Origin of the sequence: Cellulomonas hominis (genome assembly GCF_014201095.1) — a bacterium.
GTDB lineage: Bacteria > Actinomycetota > Actinomycetes > Actinomycetales > Cellulomonadaceae > Cellulomonas > Cellulomonas hominis.
Genome location: NZ_JACHDN010000001.1, coordinates 2,011,692 through 2,028,147, shown reverse-complemented (window position 1 = coordinate 2,028,147; position 16,456 = coordinate 2,011,692). Strand labels below are relative to the sequence as shown.

Genomic DNA, 16,456 nt, shown 5'->3' with positions numbered 1-16,456 from the left:
GGACGGCGCCTCAGCCCGCGACGGGCTCCGCCACCGGCGCGGGCGCCCGGCGCAGCCGCGCCAGCCCCTCCCCGCCCCAGAACGACGCCCAGCCCAGCACGGCCCCGGCGACCAGCGCGAGCACCGTCGGCCAGAAGTCGAAGCCGGTCCCGAAGAACGCCGAGCACCCGATGAACGCGCCCGGGACGAACCCGAGGACGGACCAGCCGGCCTGCACGCACATGACGAACGCGCCGGCGGCGACCGCGACGGCCAGGCCGCCGGGGAACGACAGCGCCCCCGACAGCTGCACGATCAGCCAGCCCACGACGGCGCCGGCGAGGTTCGCGGGCACGGTCTTCTTCAGCCCCTCGTGCCCGGCGCCGGCGGCGAAGTAGGCGGCCCAGGACAGGAACCCGACCCAGGTCACCCAGCCGACGGCGGAGCTCACCTGCGTCCATGCTCCGGCCAGCACGGCCACGGACAGGGCGAGCGGGACCAGCCCGCGGAACTTGCTCATGATGTCGTCCTCCTTGACGGCGGGTTCGGGCGCGACGGGTCGCCGGGCGGCGCCGCGCCGGTGCGGGACGCCGCCCGGTCCTCCGTGCGGTGGGGGTGGTGCTGTGGTGCTGTGGTGCGGGACTAGAACGTGACGGCCTTGAACTTCTCCGTCTGCTCGCGGATCGCCACCTCGGTGGGGAGCCGCTCGATGGACGAGGCGCCGAAGAACCCGACGACCCCCTCGGTGCGCTCGAGCACGTACTGCGCGTCGGCGGGCTCGGCGATCGGGCCGCCGTGGCAGAGCACCAGCACGTCCGGGTTCACGCGGTGGGCGGCGTCGGCCATGGCCTGCACCCGCTCGACGGACTCGTCCAGGGTCAGCGCGGTCTGCGCGCCGATCGTCCCGGACGTGGTCAGGCCCATGTGCGGGACCAGCACGTCGGCACCGGCCTCGGTCATCGCGACGGCCTGCTCCGGGTCGAACACGTACGGGGTGGTGAGCAGGTCGCGCTCGTGCGCGGCCCGGATCATGTCGACCTCGAGCCCGAAGCCCATGCCGGTCTCCTCGAGGTTGGCGCGGAACACGCCGTCGATGAGGCCGACCGTCGGGAAGTTCTGCACGCCCGCGAACCCGAGCCGCTTGAGCTCGTCGAGGAACGGGCCCATCAGCCGGAACGGGTCGGTGCCGTTGACCCCGGCGAGCACGGGCGTGTCCCGCACGACGGGCAGCACCTCGGCGGCCATGTCGAGCACGATCTGGTTCGCGTCGCCGTAGGACAGCAGCCCGGCGAGCGAGCCGCGGCCGGCCATCCGGTACCGGCCCGAGTTGTAGATGATGAGCAGGTCGATCCCGCCGGCCTCCGCCGACTTCGCGGACAGGCCGGTGCCGGCGCCGCCGCCGATGATCGGGCGCCCCGCGGCGACGGTGGCCCGGAGGCGGGCGAGGGCGGTCGAGCGGTCCATCAGTGCGTCCCTTCGTCGGGTGCCGCCGCGGTGGCGGCCGTGGTGATGAGGCGGTGCAGCGCGTCGGCGGCGGCCGCGCCGAAGCCGGGGTCGTTGATCGCGAGGTCGAGCCGCTCGACGGGCACGCGCGAGCCGGCGAGACCGTCCTCGAGGGCGGTGACCACCGCCGCGTCGGCGTCCGGGTCGAAGAACGGCCCGCCCGCGACGTCGATCCCCGAGAACCCGCGCTCCGGCACGAGGACGTGCGCGGGGCCGGTGGCGGCCCGGAGCTTGCCGGCGATCAGCGCGCCGAGGTCGGCGGACTCCGCCGCGGTGGTCCGCATGAGCGTGACCGTCGGGTTGTGGACGAGGAACGTCCGGTCGGCGAACCGCTCCGGCACGGTCTCCCGCCCGCCGAAGTTCACCATGTCGAGCGCGCCCGTCGACACGACCTGCGGCACCCCGTGGCGCCCGGCGGCCTCCAGCCGGCGCGGGCCGGCGGTCAGCACGCCCCCGACCAGCTCGTCCGCGAGCTCGGTGGTGGTGAGGTCGAGGACTCCCGCGAGGAAGCCGCCCTCGACGAGGGTCTCCATCGCGCGACCGCCGGAGCCGGTGGCGTGGAACACCACGACCTCGTAGCCGAGCTCCTCCAGCCGGGCCTTGGCCTCCTCGACGGCGGGCGTCGTCAGGCCGAACATGCTCGCCCCGACCAGCGGCCGGTCCTCCGCGGGCGCGGGCCGCGACGCGCGGGCACGGTGCTCCTCGGCCATCGACCAGGCCGCGGCGACGGCGTTGCCCAGCACGACGCGGGACACCGAGTTGATCCCGGCGACGTCCGCGACGGAGTACATCAGCGTGACGTCGGTGGCCCCCACGTACGGGGACACGTCGCCGGACGCCATCGTGGAGACGAGCAGCTTCGGCACGCCCACCGGCAGGGCCTGCATGGCGTGCGCGGCGACCGACGAGCCGCCCGACCCCGCCGCGGCCAGCACCGCGTCGAGCCGGCCCTCGTCGTAGAGCCGCCGCACGAGGACGGCCGCGCCGTCGGCCATCGCGGCCATCGCCGCGCCGCGGTCGCCGGCCGCCCGCAGCTCCGCGAGGTCCCGGCCCGCGGCGCGCGCCACGTCCTCGGGCGTCGCGTCCGCGCCGGCACCGTCCGAGAACGTGCCGACGTCGATCAGGACCGTGTCCGCGCCCCGGGCGCGCAGCTCCTCGCGGAGCCACCGGTAGTCGTCGCGCTTCGTGTCGAGCGCGCCGACCAGGACCACCGTCGTCATCGTGAACCACCTTCCGTGCATCGCCGTCGATGTCCCGCCCAGCGTCGCCGGTGCGCCGGGAGGGTGCCCAGGCCAATCCGCGCGCAGTGGCCTGGGGGCGCCGCGGGCGCGTTCCTAGACTGCCGGGGACGGGTCCGCGCGCCGGCGCGCGGCCCGGGGACCGCGAGGGAGGACGGCCGACGGTGGTGACGCGCGGGGTCGGTGCCGCACAGCTGGCGCGGCTGGTCGGCGGCTGGGCCGACGAGGACGGCGGCGGCTCGCTGCCCGCCCTGCTCGGCGGCGCGATCGAGGACCTGGTCGTGGCGAACGCGCTGCCGGACGGCGTGCTGCTGCCGCCGCAGCGGGCGCTCGCCACCGCGCTCGGCGTCTCCCGGTCGACCGTGACGGAGGCGTACGAGCGGCTCGAGTCCGCCGGCGTCGTGGAGACCCGGCACGGCTCCGGCTCCCGCGTCCGCCGGGCCGGGGCCGCCGGGGCGTCCGCCGCGGACGACGGGCGCATGACGACGTTCGCCCAGCGCGGCGACTCGGTCGTGGACCTGTCCAGCGGCGCGCTGCCCGGCCTGCCCGCGGTGGCCCGCGAGTACGCGCGGCTCCCCGCCGCCGACCTGGACCGCCTCGTCGCCACGGACGGCTACCTGCCCGGTGGGCTGCCGGCGCTGCGCGAGGTGGTCGCCGCCCGGAGCACCGCCGCGGGCCTGCCCACCTCGGCGGCCCAGGTGCTCGTGACGTCCGGCGCGCAGCAGGCGGTCTGGCTGCTCGCCCGCACGCTGCTCAGTCCCGGCGACGAGGTGCTGGTCGAGGACCCGTCCTACCGTGGCGCGCTCGAGGCGTTCCAGGCGTGCGGCGCCCGCCTCACCACCGTGCCCGTGCGGGCCGACGGGATCGACGTCGACCTCCTCGAGCGCCTGGTCACGCGCACCCGGTACCGCGCGCTGTACGTCCAGCCCCTCGCGCACAACCCGACAGGGACGTCGATGCCGCTCGACCGGCGCCGGCGGCTCGCGGAGATCGCCGCCCGGCACGGCATCACGGTGATCGAGGACCGCTGCTCGGAGGACCTGCTGCTCGACGGGCGCGTGCCGCCCCGCCCGCTGGTGGCGGACCTGCCGGAGGACCTCGGCGTCGTCGTCGGGACCGCGTCGAAGCTCCTGTGGGGCGGGCTGCGCGTCGGCTGGGTCCGCGCCGCCGAGCCCGTCGTGCGCCGCCTGACCCGGATCCGGCAGGGCGTCGACCTCGCGGGCGCCCCGGTCGACCAGCTGGTGGCGACCCGGCTGCTCGCGGACGCCGACCGCTGGGTCGCCGAGCGGCGGGCCACGCTGACCCGCTCGCTCCGCGAGGTCGAGGACCTGCTGCGGGAGGTCCGGCCCGGCTGGCGCTGGACCACGCCGACCGGCGGCGTCGGGCTGTGGGTCGACGTGGGCACCGACGCGGCCGCGCTGTGCGCCCGCTACCGGCAGCGGGACGTGCTGCTCGTGCCCGGGCCGTCGTTCTCCGCGACCGACGGGTGCGCCCGGCACGTCCGGCTGCCGCTCGGGCACCCGGTGGCGGTCGTCGCGGAAGCCCTGGCCCGCGTGCCGGCGCTCTCGTGACGGACGCCACGGCCTTTTGACCTGCGCGGACGCGCTCGGAGCGGTTCAATCAGCACCATGACGTCTCCTGTGAGAAACCTGAACCCCCGCCGTGCGGCCCTCCTGCCGGCCGGCGCGGTCCTCGCCCTCGTCGTGTCCGGCTGCGGCGTGCTCGGCGGCGGCGCCGACGACGCGAAGCGCGACGCGTCCTCCGGCGAGGTCACCGAGTCCGCCGCCGCGAGCGTGTTCTCGCTCGAGGTCGGCGACTGCATCGCCATCCCCGACGCCGACCAGATGCTCGTCGAGCAGCTCGACGCGATGCCCTGCGACCAGCCGCACGACGCCGAGATCTACGCCGAGCAGACCCTCGCGAAGCTGCCCGAGCAGGCCGACCTCGAGACGCTCGCCGGGACGTTCTGCCTCGCCGAGTTCGAGCCCTTCGTCGGGCTGGCGTATGAGGAGTCGGTCCTCGAGGTCACCTACCTGTACCCGACCGAGGACAGCTGGGCGCAGGGCGACGACGTGCTGCAGTGCGTGGTCGTGCACCCGACCGAGGACGTCACGGCGACGCTGCGGGGCTCGGCGGTCTGAGCGCCGCCCGCTGCTCGCGGTCCGCGTCGAGCAGCCACGGCGGGGCCCCGGGTCCGAGGCGCGCATCGCCGACCGGGCCCGGGAGCCTCGCCAGGTAGCGCCGGTCCGCCGCGAGCCGGTCGGCCACGGCGCCGGCCGTGCCGTGCCCCGGCACGACCAGGTCCGCGCCGTACCGCCGCGCGCCGGCCTGGATCCGGTCCAGCGCCGCCGCGTGCCGCGCGACCGGGTCCGGCCCGTCGGTGTCGAGCAGCGGGACCTCGACGTCGGACAGCAGGTCCCCCGCGACCAGGACACCGGCGTCGACCGCGATCAGGGCCGTGTGGCCCGGGCAGTGCGCGTCGTGCCGGAGCACCCGGACCGCCGGGCCGTCCCAGTCCAGGGCCGACCAGCCGTCCGCGTCCCCGCCCGCACCCGCGCCCGGGAAGCCGCGCGGCGCGTCGGCGCACACGGCCGCCGGGGCGTCCGCCGGGTCCGCCCGCAGCCGCGCCGCGAGCTCCGGGTCGGCGTCCCGCTGCCGCTCCGCGCGCTCCCGCCAGCCCGGGCCGAGCGCGTCCGCGCCGCCCCACCGGGGAACGCCGCGCAGCCCGGGCCCGTCGAGCAGGTGGTCCCAGTGCGGGTGCGTCGACCACACCGCGACCGGGCGCCAGCGCCGGCGCTCCAGGGCCTCGGTCAGGCGCGCCACCTCCCGCCCGGTCACCGCGGGGTCCACGACGAGGCACCGGTCGCCCGCCACGAGCACCGTGGTCGTGGTCGCGTAGACCGCGGAGGTCGCGACGTGCACGCCGTCCGCCACCTCGACCAGGGCCCGCGCCGCGCCGTCGTCCATCCCGCACCTCCGCGGCCACCCTAGGGGCCGGCACGCGGCCGGCTCCGGAACTCCCCGCCGGACCCGCTCGTTCGGACGGGCGACACGTCGAGGCGGATGCCTCGTGGTCCCCCTCCGACGATGCGATCAGGAGTCCACCGCCGTGAGCACCACCCTGCGTGCCGCCCTCGCCGCTGCCGGCCCCGCCCCCGACCACGAGTACGCCGGGTTCATCGGCGCCGTCCTCGACCTCATGGACACGCTCGGGGAGGTGGGCGTCGGCGTGGCCGTGTTCGTCGAGACGTTCGTGCCCCCGATCCCCTCCGAGGCGGTGCTCCCCGGCGCGGGGTTCCTCGCCTACGACGGGCGCATGAGCCTGCTGTGGGCGATCGTGGCCGCGACCGCGGGCGCCGTGCTCGGGGCGTGGATCTGGTGGGCCCTCGGCGCGCTGCTCGGCCGGGACCGCACCCGCGCGCTGGTCGCGCGCATCCCCCTGCTCGACGCGACCGACTTCGACCGCGCCGAGCGGTTCTTCGCCCGCTGGGGTCCGGTCGCGGTGCTGCTCGGCCGGTGCGTGCCGCTGGTGCGGAGCTTCGTGTCGATCCCCGCGGGCATCCAGCGCATGCCGTTCTGGGCGTTCACCGCGTACACGACGATCGGGTCGGCGGTCTGGAACGCGATCTGGATCGGGCTGGGGTTCGCGTTCGGGCCGGCGATCCGGCCGGTGCTGGCGCAGTGGAGCGGGGTGCTGTCGGACGTCGTGCTGGGCGTGATCGCGGTGGCGTGCGCGTGGTTCGTCGTCGTGCGGGTCCGGCGGCTACGGGCGGTGCGGCGGGCGGAGGCGGGGGCTCGCGACCAGGTGGACGGGGGCGCGCGGCTGACGGACGACAGACGCCCCCGACCGGCGTCTCCGCGGGTCAGGGGCGTCTCTCGTCGAGCTGGCGGTAGCGGTGGGATTTGAACCCACGGTGGACTTTCACCCACACACGCTTTCGAGGCGTGCTCCTTAGGCCGCTCGGACACGCTACCTCGGCAGTGGAGCCTACCGGATGCCGAGACGAACTCCCGCATCGGCCGACGTACCGTGGGTCCGTGACGTCCCCCACCCCGCCGCGCCTGCCGATCCCCGCCCACGACGACGTCCGGCCGCGGCCCGGCACGGTGGCGGACGCGGTGGCGCTCCTGCGCGGCAGCCGGGTGGCGGTGCTGACGGGCGCGGGCCTGTCGACGGACTCCGGCATCCCCGACTACCGCGGCCCGGACTCGCCGCCGCGGAACCCGATGACGTACCAGCAGTTCGTGGGCGACCCGGCGTTCCGGCGGCACTACTGGGCCCGGAACCACGTGGGCTGGCGGTTCGTGCACCGGACGCACCCGAACGCGGGGCACCGGGCGCTGGCGTCGATGGAGGCGCACGGCGTGGTGGTCGGGGTGATCACGCAGAACGTGGACCTGCTGCACGAGCAGGCGGGGTCGCGGCGGGTCATCGACCTGCACGGGCGGTACGACCGGGTGGTGTGCCTGCGGTGCGGGCGCGCCGTCACCCGGCAGGAGCTCGCCGAGCGGCTGGACGCGCTGAACCCGGGCTTCGCGGAGTCGGTCGGTGCCGTGGACGACGTCGAGATCGCGCCGGACGCGGACGCCGTGATCGAGCGCACCGCCGATTTCGTCGTGGCGGACTGCTGGCAGCCGGACCCGGACGGCGGCGACGGGCCGTGCGGCGGGATGCTCAAGCCGGACATCGTGTACTTCGGGGAGACGGTGCCGGCCGAGCGCGTGGCCGCGGCGTACGCGCTGGTGGACGACGGGGACGCGCTGCTGGTCGCCGGGTCGTCGCTGACCGTGCAGTCGGGGCTGCGGTTCGTGCGGCACGCGGCGGCGGCGGGCAAGCCGGTGGTGATCCTCAACCGCGGGGCGACGCGCGGGGACCCGCTGGCGACGCTGACGCTCGACGCGGGGACGACCGAGACGCTGGTGGAGCTGGCCGAGCGGCTCTGAGCGCGGTCAGCCCCGCGCGGCGCGGACGAACCGCGCGAGCGCCTGCTCGGGGTCGGGCCACCCGGCGCCCGCGGCGGCGCCCGCGACGGGCACCCCGGGCAGCACCGGCGCCGACGCCGGCTCCCCCGACCCGGACCCCGACCCCGCCCGCGCCAGCGCGAGCAGCGCCGCCCCGGCGGCCACCGGCTCTGCGGCGTCGACCAGGCGCACCGGCACCGGCGTGACCCGCGCCTTGCTCGCCATCCACGCCGCGTTGCCGGCCGCCGGGCCGCCGAGCACGACGACCCGCCGCGCCCGCACGGCGCCGCCGACGCCGCCGCCGACCCCGCCCGCGAGCGCCTGCTGCACGTCGAGCATCCACCGCGCCTGCAGCGCCAGCCCCTCGAGCAGCGCGGCGGTCAGGACCACCACGTCGTGCGCGCCCCGGCCCACGACCCGCGCCCGGGCGGCGGGGTCCGGCTCCGGCGTCTGGCGCCCCTGCACGTAGGGCAGCACCACGACGTCCCGCGGCCACGCGGCCGGCGGCAGGGCGGCGACCGCGGCGAACAGCTCCGCGGGGTCCAGGCCCGGCGCCTCTTCCTCGAGCCACCACCGCACGGCCGCACCGGCCCCGGAGGACCCCGCGAGCAGCGCCGGCAGACCCTCGACGGTGCGGACCAGGCTCATCCCGGCCGCGGCGACGGGCGCCCGGACCGGCTCGGCGCCGAGGACCGTGCACAGCGCCTCCGCGGTGCCGATCGAGTCGGCCACGTCCCCGGGCGCCCGCACGCCCGCGGCCCAGGCGCCGACGGCGTGGTCGTGCCCGGCCACCGCGACCGGCGTGCCCACGGGGACGCCCGCCGCGGCCCAGGCCCCCGACCGCACGACCCCCGCGAGCGCCCCGGGACCCGCGACGCGGGGCAGCCGGTCCGGCGTGCTGCCGACCTCCGCCAGCAGGTCCGCGTCGAACGCCTCCGGCAGCGGCTCCCCGGCGGGCGGCAGCCGGTACGCCATCGTGCGGCCGGCGAGCGTGTGGTCGGTGACGAGCTCGCCGGTCAGGCCGAGGCAGGCCAGGTCGGCGGCACCGGCCCAGCGCCCGGCCGCGGCGGCGGGGTCGTGGCGGCGCAGCCACGCGAGCGTCGCGAGCGGGACCTTGGCGCTCGGCCGCACGCCGGTCGCCTCGAACAGGGCCGTCCGCCCGAGCCGGTCCGCGAGCGCCGCCGCCTCCTCCCCCGCGCGGTGCCCGTCCCAGCGCAGCCAGTCGCGCAGCGGCGCCCCGGCGCCGTCCAGGGGCACGCCGGTCTCGGCCATCGACGCCAGGCCCACCGCCTCGACGGTCTCGCCCGCGGGTGCGGCGCCGAGCGCCCGCCCGGTCAGGTCCCGCAGGCACGCGTCGAGGTCCGCGGGGGCGGGCGTCGGCGCGGACGCGACGGCCTCGACCACGGGACCCCGCCCGTCCGCCCGCACGACGGCGACCTTCGTGTTGGTGGTCCCGATGTCGACACCCAGCGCGCGGCTCACCGGCCCAGTCTGGCGCGCGGGCGCGGTCCCGCGGACCGCTCCGGTCGTGGACCGGACCACTTCGTGCGACGCTGCGCTTCTCAGCGCCGTGCGGCCACCCGCGGCCCCTCCCGGGATGCCGGAGGTGCCGCCGTGGTCGAGCCCCGCACCGTCGTGCCGCCGGCCCCGGCCCGCACGCGCACCTCCCGCCGGGGGCGCCGGGAGGCCCTGACCGGCTACCTGTTCATCTCCCCGTGGATCGTCGGGTTCCTCGTCTTCACGGCGGGCGCGATGATCTACAGCCTCGTCATCTCGTTCAGCCGCTACAACCTCGCGACCAACACCGCGCGGCCCGCCGGCCTGGACAACTACGCGCAGCTCTTCACCGACCCGCGGGTCGCCACGTCGCTGGGGAACACGCTGTTCTACGCGGTGCTCGCCGTGCCGCTGGAGATCCTGGTCGCGCTCGGCCTGGCCGCGCTGCTGAACCAGGCGGGCCGCGGCGCGGGCTTCTTCCGGACGATCTACTACCTGCCGAAGATGACGCCCGCGGTGGCCACCGCCGCGGTGTTCTTCTTGCTGCTGAACGGCAACACCGGCGCGGTCAACCAGTTCCTCGGCATCTTCGGCATCGAGGGCCCGCAGTGGCTGGTCGACCCGACGTGGATCAAGCCGTCGATCGTCCTCATGACGCTGTGGGGCGTGTCCGGGACGATGGTGATCTTCCTGGCCGCGCTGAAGAACGTCCCCCGCGAGCTGTACGAGGTCGCCGAGCTGGACGGCGCGGGCCCGTGGCGCCGGTTCCGGAACATCACGCTGCCGATGATCTCCAGCGCCGTCTTCTTCAACGTGATCGTGCTGTCGATCGCCGCGTTCCAGGTGTTCGACCAGGCCTACCTGCTGTTCTGGCGCGACCAGTCGAACGCGTCCCCCGAGGCGTCGCTGTTCTACGCGATCTACCTGTTCCAGCAGGCGTTCCGGCAGTTCGACTTCGGGTTCGCCGCCGCGATGGCGTGGCTGCTGTTCGTGATCATCCTGCTCATCACGGCCGTGCAGATGCGGTTCGGCTCCCGGTTCGTCTACTACGAGGGGGGCCGGGACTGATGTCCACCACGGCAGGGACGACCGGCACGCCGCTGCGGCAGGTGCCGGGGGCGCCGGAGGCCGCGACCGGCCGGCGCGGCACCGGCCGCGGCACCGACGGCGGCGCCGGCTCCCCCGCGCCCGGTGGCGGGCGCACCGGCCGGCGCGTGCGGCGCGGCCTCGTCGTCGCCCTGCTGGTCGCGATGTGCGTCGTCTTCCTCTACCCGTTCGCCTGGCTGCTGGCCGCGAGCCTCAAGGGCCGGGGCCAGGTCTTCGACAACTCCCTGTGGCCGGCCGAGTTCCACTGGGACAACTACGCCCGGGTCTGGGCGGAGCTCCCGCTCGGCAGCTGGATGGTCAACTCGATCGGGATCGCCGTGCTCGCCGCGGTGACCGTCGCGGTGTCGTCGTCGCTCGTCGCGTGGGGGTTCGCGCACTTCCGCTTCCCCGGCCGCGGGTTCCTGTTCGGCCTGGTGCTCGCCACGATGATGCTGCCCGGCGCCGTCACGATGATCCCGGTCTACCTGATCTGGAAGGAGCTCGGGTTCCTCGGCACCTGGGTGCCCCTGTTCGGGGCGAACCTGTTCGGGTCGGCGTTCTACATCTTCCTGCAGCGGCAGTTCTACCTCGGCCTGCCGCGTGAGCTGTTCGAGGCCGCCCGCATCGACGGCGCGAGCGAGTGGCGCGCGTACTGGAAGGTCGCGTTCCCGCTGTCGGTGCCGTCGTTCGTCATCGTGCTGCTGTTCGAGTTCCAGGCGTCCTGGAACAACCTGCAGGCCGCGCTGATCTACCTCAACGCCGGCAGCCCCGAGGACTTCACCGCGCCGCTCGGCATCGCGTACGCCATGACGCGCTACAGCCCGACCGCCGGCGGCCACGGCGACTACCAGTACGTGATGGTCGCCTCCCTGCTCGTCACCCTCCCGATGCTCGCGCTGTTCGCCGCCGGCCAGCGCTCGTTCGTCGAGGGCATCGCCACCCAGGGCCGCAAGGGCTGAGGGTTCCACCCACCGGAGGACCGCACATGAGGACGACCCGCCGCACCGCGACCGCCCTGCTGCCGATCACCGCGCTCGCCCTGGCCGCCTGCAGCTCGGGCGGGGGCGGCGGGGGCACCGGGGAGCCGACCGACTTCGGCACCGAGGCGTCCGGCACGCTGAACGCCTGGGGCTTCGAGAACGCCGACGACGTGGGCCAGTCCCGCCTGGACTTCGCCGCCGCGCAGCTCGCCGACGTCGACGTCGAGCTCGACGCCACCGCGTTCGACGCCCAGAAGTTCACCACCCGGATCGCGGGCGGCGACGTCCCGGACGTGGTGCAGATGGACCGCCGGTACGTCACCACGTACGCCGCGCAGGACCTGATCCTGCCGCTGGACTCCTGCTACGCCGCGCACGACGTCGACCCGGACGAGCGGTTCTACCCGTCGGTCGTGGACGACGTCCGGTACGAGGACCAGGTCTGGGCGGTGCCGCAGTTCTTCCAGCCGCCGGCGATCCTCCTGAACAAGCGGGTCATGGACGCGGCCGGGGTCACCGAGGAGCAGATCGACACCTCGCAGCCCGACGTGCTCCTCGACGCCGTCGCCGCGATGTACGCCGAGAGCGGGGGCGTGCCGACGACGCTGGGCTTCGACCCCGTCGCCACCGGCCAGGCCGGCCTGTGGGTCCTCGGGCAGGGCGGGCGGCTCACCGACGACGACGGCGCCCCGACGCTCGACGACCCGGCCAACGTCGCCGGGATCGAGCTGCTCCAGCGGATCACCGACGCGCAGGGCGGGTTCGCGAAGGTGAAGTCGTTCACCGACGCGTTCGACACGTTCGGCGACGCGAACCAGTACGTCACCGACCAGGTCGGCGCGCAGGTGAACGCCCAGTGGTACCCGAACGTGCTGAGCCCGTACGTCGGCCAGGTCGACGTCGCCGCGGTGCCGTTCCGCGACCAGGACGGCAACCCGTTCTCCGTCGCGTCGGGCACCGCGTTCGTCATCCCGGCGGGCGCCGAGAACCCCGACGCGGCGTGCGCGTGGATGCTCGAGCTCACCTCGATGGACGCCTGGACGGCGGCCGGCGAGGCGCGCGCGGCCACCGTCGCCGAGGAGGGCGGCCTCAACACGGGCCTGTTCACCGGCTCGCCCGAGGCGGACCAGGCGATCCGCGACCAGTACGTCACCGAGACCGGCGACGCCGGCTTCGACCAGGTCATCGCGACCTACTACGACGTCGTCGGCTACGGGCAGACCTTCGGGTCCTCGCCCGCCGGCCAGGACATCCAGAACGAGCTGAACAACGCCGTCACCGCTGCCCTGCTCGGCGACAAGACGCCGGAGGAGGCGCTCGCGGACGCGCAGACCGCGGCGATGCGGGCCTACGACACGATCACGGGCGGCTGACCGGGCCGGGGCCGGCCGGTCACGGGCGGCGGTGCGGGACGAAGAAGTCGCGCAGCAGGTGTGCGCACTCCTCCTCCCGCACCCCGCCGACCACCTCGACCCGGTGGTTCAGCCGCGAGTCGCGCACGACGTCCCACTGCGACCCGCACGCCCCCGCCTTCGGGTCCCAGGCGCCGAGCACCAGGCGGGGCACCCGGGCCAGCACGGTGGCGCCCGCGCACATGAGGCAGGGCTCCAGCGTGACGACCAGGGTGCAGTCGTCCAGCCGCCACCGGCCCAGGGCCACCGAGGCCGCCCGCAGCGCGAGCACCTCGGCGTGCGCGGTCGGGTCGGCGTCCGCCTCGCGGCGGTTCCGCCCGGCCCCGACCACGGCGCCGTCCGGCCCGAGCACGACCGCGCCCACCGGGACGTCGCCGGTCGCGGCGCAGCCGGCCGCCTCGGTCAGGGCCAGGCCCATCGCGGTGAGGTCGTCGGGGCGCGCGAACATGCGCCCCATCCTCGCGCTCAGAACCGGAACGAGGCCACCCGCGAGCCCAGGTCGCCCGACGTGCCCTCGAGCCCGCGGACCTGCGCGTCGACCTGCCCGACCACCGCGGCGACGTCCGCCGTCGCGGACGACAGCCCCGTGAGGTTGGTGGCGATCTCCCCGGACCCGGCGGCGGCCTCCGCGACGCCGCGGCTCATCTCCGCGGTCGTGGCGGTCTGCTCCTCGACGGCCGAGGCGATGGCGCCCTGGTAGTCGTTGATCGTCGCGATGATCTCGGAGATCTCGCCGATCGAGCTGACGGCCTGCTCGCTGTCCGCCTGGATCGCCTCGACGCGCCGGGCGATGTCCTCGGTCGCCCGCGCCGTCTCCTGCGCGAGCTCCTTGACCTCGCCCGCGACCACGGCGAAGCCCTTGCCCGCGTCGCCGGCACGGGCCGCCTCGATCGTGGCGTTCAGCGCCAGCAGGTTCGTCTGCTCGGCGATGCTCGTGATGACCTTGACGACGTTCCCGATCTCCGTGGAGCTCGTCCCGAGCTGCGCGACCGTGCGGTTCGCGCTCTGCGCCGCGTCGGTGGCCTGCGCGGCGACCTTGGCGGCCTCGTTCGCGTTCTGCGCGATCTCCCGGATGCTCGCGCCCATCTGCTCCGCGCCGGCGGCGACGGCCTGCACGTTCCGCGTCACCTGCTCGGCGGCGGCCGCGGTCGCGCCGACCTGCGCGCTCGTCTCCTCCGACCCGGCGCCGACCTGCGCGCTCGCGGCCGCCAGCACGCCGACGGCCGTCGACACCTGCTCGGTCGTGCCCGCCACGCCCGCCAGGGTCTCCCGGACCGCCTCCTGCGCCGCGTCCAGGGACTCCCCGAGCCGCGCGAGCTCGTCCCGGCCGGTCAGGCCGCACGACTGCGTGAGGTCCCGGTCCGCGATCGCCTCGACCACGTCGTCGACCCGCGCCAGCCGGCGCCGCACCCGGCGACCGAGCCCCAGCCCGAGCCCGAGGGCGAGCACCGCGCCCGCCCCGAGCAGCGCGGCCACCTCGACGGTGGTCCGCGTGGTGGTGCTCGAGGCCTGCGCGATCGCGTCGTCGATCTTCCCGTAGGCGTCGTCGATCAGCCCGCCCAGCGCCTCGGACAGCGCCGCGTTCGCCTCCTGGTACCGCGCGGTCACCGGGGCGATCTCCGCCGGCGGCAGCGTCGACAGGTCGTCCAGCACGATGTCCCGCACCGTCTGCCACTGCGTCGCGACCTCGTCGAGCGCCGGCTGCTGCGCCGCGGGCACCTCCAGCCCGAGCAGCGTGTCCAGCGCCTCGTCGGCCGCCGCGACCTCCGCGTCCCGGTCCTGCTCCGCCGTCGGGTTGACCTCGGGCGCCAGCGTCAGCGCCGTGTTGTAGGCGACGGCGCCCTTGATGCCGGACTGCAGCTGGCCGGCCGCCTGCACCAGCACGACCTGGGTCTCGCGCAGCTCCGTGAGCGCGGTGCGGGAGCCGGACAGCGCCTGCAGGCCGAGGACGCCGGCGGCTCCGCCCGCGACGACGGCGACGGCGACCGCCCCGACCATCTTGGTCGCGAGCGAGTGCCGGAGGGGGGTGGCGGCGTGACGATCCATGTCGGGCCTTCCTCAGGAGGGGGTACATCAGGAAGGTTCGACCGGCCGCGGCGCGTCCTGAGGAGTTGCTCGGGATGAACTCGCAGGTCAGAGGCCGTTTTCATCCGCGCGGGCACGCCTCGCCGTCCCGCGTCGTCGCGGGGTGGGGTGCGGGGGTTGGGTGCGCGGCGGCGACGACACAGGCAGGGGGTCCTCGTCGTCGCCGCGCGCTCCGGCAAGCGTGTCGTGCATCGCGCCCGGACGACCGGGACGTAGGGCCCAGCCCGCACGACGACGGCCCGGACCGGACGGCAGGACCCCGCGCGCACGGTAGGTTGGGCCCATGCGCCTGCACGTCGCCGACCACCCGCTCGTCGCCCACAAGCTGTCGGTGCTCCGCAACAAGGACACGTCCTCGCCGACGTTCCGCAAGCTCGTCGACGAGCTCGTGACCCTGCTCGCCTACGAGGCCACCCGCGACGTGCGCACCGAGCCGGTCGAGATCGAGACCCCGGTCACCCGGACCACCGGCGTGAAGATCGCCGAGCCGCTGCCGCTCGTCGTCCCGATCCTGCGCGCCGGCCTCGGCATGCTCGACGGCATGACCCGGCTGATGCCGACCGCCGAGGTCGGGTTCCTCGGCATGCAGCGCGACGAGACGACCCTCGAGGCCGTCACCTACGCCAACCGCCTGCCGGAGGACCTCACCGGCCGGCAGTGCTTCCTGGTCGACCCGATGCTCGCCACGGGCGGCACGCTGGTCGCGGCCATCGACTACCTGTTCGCCCGCGGTGCCCGCGACGTCACGGCCGTGTGCCTGCTGGCCGCGCCCGAGGGCCTCAAGGTCGTCGAGGAGGCCGTCGGCGACCGCGGCGACGTCACCGTCGTCGTCGCCGCCGTGGACGAGCGCCTCAACGAGAAGGCGTACATCGTCCCCGGCCTCGGCGACGCCGGCGACCGCCTCTACGGCGTCGTCTGACCCTCCCCCGGGCGCAGCGCCCGGGACGACATCCGGTCTCGTCCGCTGAGACCGCGGGCGCAAAGCCCTTGGACACCGCCGCGGCGCCTGCCACGATCGACGCGTGATGCCCCGCCGACGCCCGACCCACGCCGCCACGGCGTCCGTCGGCGTACCCGGGACGTCTCGCACGCGCTGTCGGTCCTGACGCCCTGCCGTCCCCCGCGACCACACCCCGACCGCCCTCGCCGCGGTCCCCGCGCACCCCCGGAGCACGCCGTGGCACGAGCCCGCACCCCCGCACCCGCCCTCCCGCCGACCCGGCGGACCCCGGCCCCGCGCCCCGCGCGCCCGCACGACGCCGGCCCCCAGCCGGCCCGCGCGGGGTTCGTCCTGTACGTCGGCCTGCAGGGCGATGGTGGCGGGGGTGACCCGGCCGGCCTGGACGCCCGGCACGCCGCCGACCTGGCCGAGGTCGCGGAGGCCCTGCGCGACCTCGCGCGGGACCTGCTGCCCACCGCGGAGACGTTCACCGCCCTGTCGCTGGTCCCCGGGACCGCCGGGCCGGACGACGTGCAGGACCTCCGTGCGCGGCTGTCCGCGCTCCGGCCGCTGCCCGAACCGCCGGGCGACGACGCGGGCGCGGACCCGCACGCGGGCGCCGGCGGCGGTGCGTCCGCGGCCGGCCCCGGTGAGCCGCCTGCCATCGCCGCGAGCGCCTGACCCCTCAGACGTCGCCTGAGTGCCCACCGAGCCGACCCCTCACGGCACTCAACTCCGGGCCGTACCGCTCAGGGGGAACCGCTTCCGCTACTT

General features: G+C 75.8%; 16 protein-coding genes and 1 tRNA gene. 9 read left to right on the top strand and 8 right to left on the bottom strand.

Features of this window, described 5'->3' with window-relative positions; genetic code table 11:
* Nucleotides 1-10 precede the first annotated feature (10 nt).
* The 3 genes from HNR08_RS09535 to HNR08_RS09525 form a co-directional block, all read right to left on the bottom strand.
* Nucleotides 11-499 carry a DUF1097 domain-containing protein gene (locus HNR08_RS09535; RefSeq protein ID WP_146833144.1) on the bottom strand — a complete coding sequence of 163 codons (489 nt, stop codon included), beginning with the start codon at nt 497-499 and terminating at the stop codon, nt 11-13.
* 122 nt (nt 500-621) lie between these two features.
* Entirely contained in the window at nt 622-1,443 is an 822-nt protein-coding gene (locus tag HNR08_RS09530) for a phosphoenolpyruvate hydrolase family protein (RefSeq protein WP_146833147.1), read from the bottom strand.
* A complete protein-coding gene (locus tag HNR08_RS09525) occupies nt 1,443-2,702 on the bottom strand; it encodes a Tm-1-like ATP-binding domain-containing protein (protein WP_146833149.1) in 1,260 nt (419 codons plus the stop codon). Before HNR08_RS09525 ends, HNR08_RS09530 begins: the two co-directional genes overlap by 1 nt.
* Nucleotides 2,703-2,884: 182 nt before the next feature.
* On the opposite strand from HNR08_RS09525, the gene HNR08_RS09520 reads away from it, so the two are divergent.
* Together HNR08_RS09520 and HNR08_RS09515 are read left to right on the top strand one after the other, a co-directional pair.
* On the top strand, nt 2,885-4,291 hold the full coding sequence (locus HNR08_RS09520) for an aminotransferase-like domain-containing protein (RefSeq protein WP_216446585.1): 1,407 nt from the start codon (nt 2,885-2,887) through the stop codon (nt 4,289-4,291).
* 57 nt (nt 4,292-4,348) lie between these two features.
* The gene (locus HNR08_RS09515; RefSeq protein WP_146833156.1) at nt 4,349-4,861 is read left to right on the top strand and encodes a septum formation family protein; all 513 of its coding nucleotides are present in this window, start codon (nt 4,349-4,351) and stop codon (nt 4,859-4,861) included.
* On the opposite strand, the gene HNR08_RS09510 is transcribed toward HNR08_RS09515, so the two are convergent.
* Nucleotides 4,830-5,687 (bottom strand): MBL fold metallo-hydrolase, encoded by an 858-nt coding sequence (locus tag HNR08_RS09510; protein WP_146833159.1) that lies wholly within the window; start codon nt 5,685-5,687, stop codon nt 4,830-4,832. The genes HNR08_RS09515 and HNR08_RS09510 overlap by 32 nt on opposite strands.
* A 142-nt stretch (nt 5,688-5,829) precedes the next feature.
* Here HNR08_RS09510 and HNR08_RS09505 point away from each other — a divergent pair, with 142 nt between their 5' ends.
* Nucleotides 5,830-6,627, top strand: coding sequence for a DedA family protein (locus HNR08_RS09505; RefSeq protein ID WP_246802904.1), 798 nt, complete (start codon nt 5,830-5,832; stop codon nt 6,625-6,627).
* Here the strand turns inward: HNR08_RS09505 and HNR08_RS09500 are convergent.
* Nucleotides 6,606-6,695 (bottom strand) — tRNA-Ser (locus HNR08_RS09500). The two genes, HNR08_RS09505 and HNR08_RS09500, sit on opposite strands and share 22 nt — an antisense overlap.
* A 93-nt stretch (nt 6,696-6,788) precedes the next feature.
* Here HNR08_RS09500 and HNR08_RS09495 point away from each other — a divergent pair.
* The gene (locus HNR08_RS09495; protein ID WP_146833357.1) at nt 6,789-7,664 is read left to right on the top strand and encodes a Sir2 family NAD-dependent protein deacetylase; all 876 of its coding nucleotides are present in this window, start codon (nt 6,789-6,791) and stop codon (nt 7,662-7,664) included.
* A gap of 6 nt (nt 7,665-7,670) precedes the next feature.
* Here HNR08_RS09495 and HNR08_RS09490 read toward each other — a convergent pair whose 3' ends face one another.
* On the bottom strand, nt 7,671-9,164 hold the full coding sequence (locus tag HNR08_RS09490; RefSeq protein WP_146833162.1) for an FGGY-family carbohydrate kinase: 1,494 nt from the start codon (nt 9,162-9,164) through the stop codon (nt 7,671-7,673).
* A 132-nt stretch (nt 9,165-9,296) separates the two neighbouring features.
* Here HNR08_RS09490 and HNR08_RS09485 point away from each other — a divergent pair, with 132 nt between their 5' ends.
* The 3 genes from HNR08_RS09485 to HNR08_RS09475 are packed head-to-tail and all read left to right on the top strand — an operon-like array spanning nt 9,297 to nt 12,618.
* The gene (locus HNR08_RS09485) at nt 9,297-10,247 is read left to right on the top strand and encodes a carbohydrate ABC transporter permease (protein ID WP_146833165.1); all 951 of its coding nucleotides are present in this window, start codon (nt 9,297-9,299) and stop codon (nt 10,245-10,247) included.
* The gene (locus HNR08_RS09480) at nt 10,247-11,224 is read left to right on the top strand and encodes a carbohydrate ABC transporter permease (protein ID WP_146833168.1); all 978 of its coding nucleotides are present in this window, start codon (nt 10,247-10,249) and stop codon (nt 11,222-11,224) included. Before HNR08_RS09485 ends, HNR08_RS09480 begins: the two co-directional genes overlap by 1 nt.
* A 26-nt stretch (nt 11,225-11,250) precedes the next feature.
* Nucleotides 11,251-12,618 (top strand): ABC transporter substrate-binding protein, encoded by a 1,368-nt coding sequence (locus HNR08_RS09475; protein WP_146833172.1) that lies wholly within the window; start codon nt 11,251-11,253, stop codon nt 12,616-12,618.
* Nucleotides 12,619-12,637: 19 nt separating this feature from the next.
* Here the strand turns inward: HNR08_RS09475 and HNR08_RS09470 are convergent, their stop codons facing one another.
* Both HNR08_RS09470 and HNR08_RS09465 read right to left on the bottom strand, forming a co-directional pair.
* Nucleotides 12,638-13,105, bottom strand: a complete 468-nt coding sequence (locus tag HNR08_RS09470; RefSeq protein WP_246802905.1) for a nucleoside deaminase — start codon at nt 13,103-13,105, stop codon at nt 12,638-12,640.
* A 17-nt stretch (nt 13,106-13,122) separates the two neighbouring features.
* Nucleotides 13,123-14,703 (bottom strand): methyl-accepting chemotaxis protein, encoded by a 1,581-nt coding sequence (locus HNR08_RS09465; RefSeq protein ID WP_146833175.1) that lies wholly within the window; start codon nt 14,701-14,703, stop codon nt 13,123-13,125.
* A 322-nt stretch (nt 14,704-15,025) separates the two neighbouring features.
* Here HNR08_RS09465 and upp point away from each other — a divergent pair, with 322 nt between their 5' ends.
* Both upp and HNR08_RS09455 read left to right on the top strand, forming a co-directional pair.
* A complete protein-coding gene (gene upp, locus HNR08_RS09460) occupies nt 15,026-15,661 on the top strand; it encodes a uracil phosphoribosyltransferase (protein ID WP_146833178.1) in 636 nt (211 codons plus the stop codon).
* A 258-nt stretch (nt 15,662-15,919) separates the two neighbouring features.
* Nucleotides 15,920-16,363, top strand: coding sequence for a hypothetical protein (locus HNR08_RS09455; protein WP_146833181.1), 444 nt, complete (start codon nt 15,920-15,922; stop codon nt 16,361-16,363).
* Nucleotides 16,364-16,456: the final 93 nt, after the last annotated feature.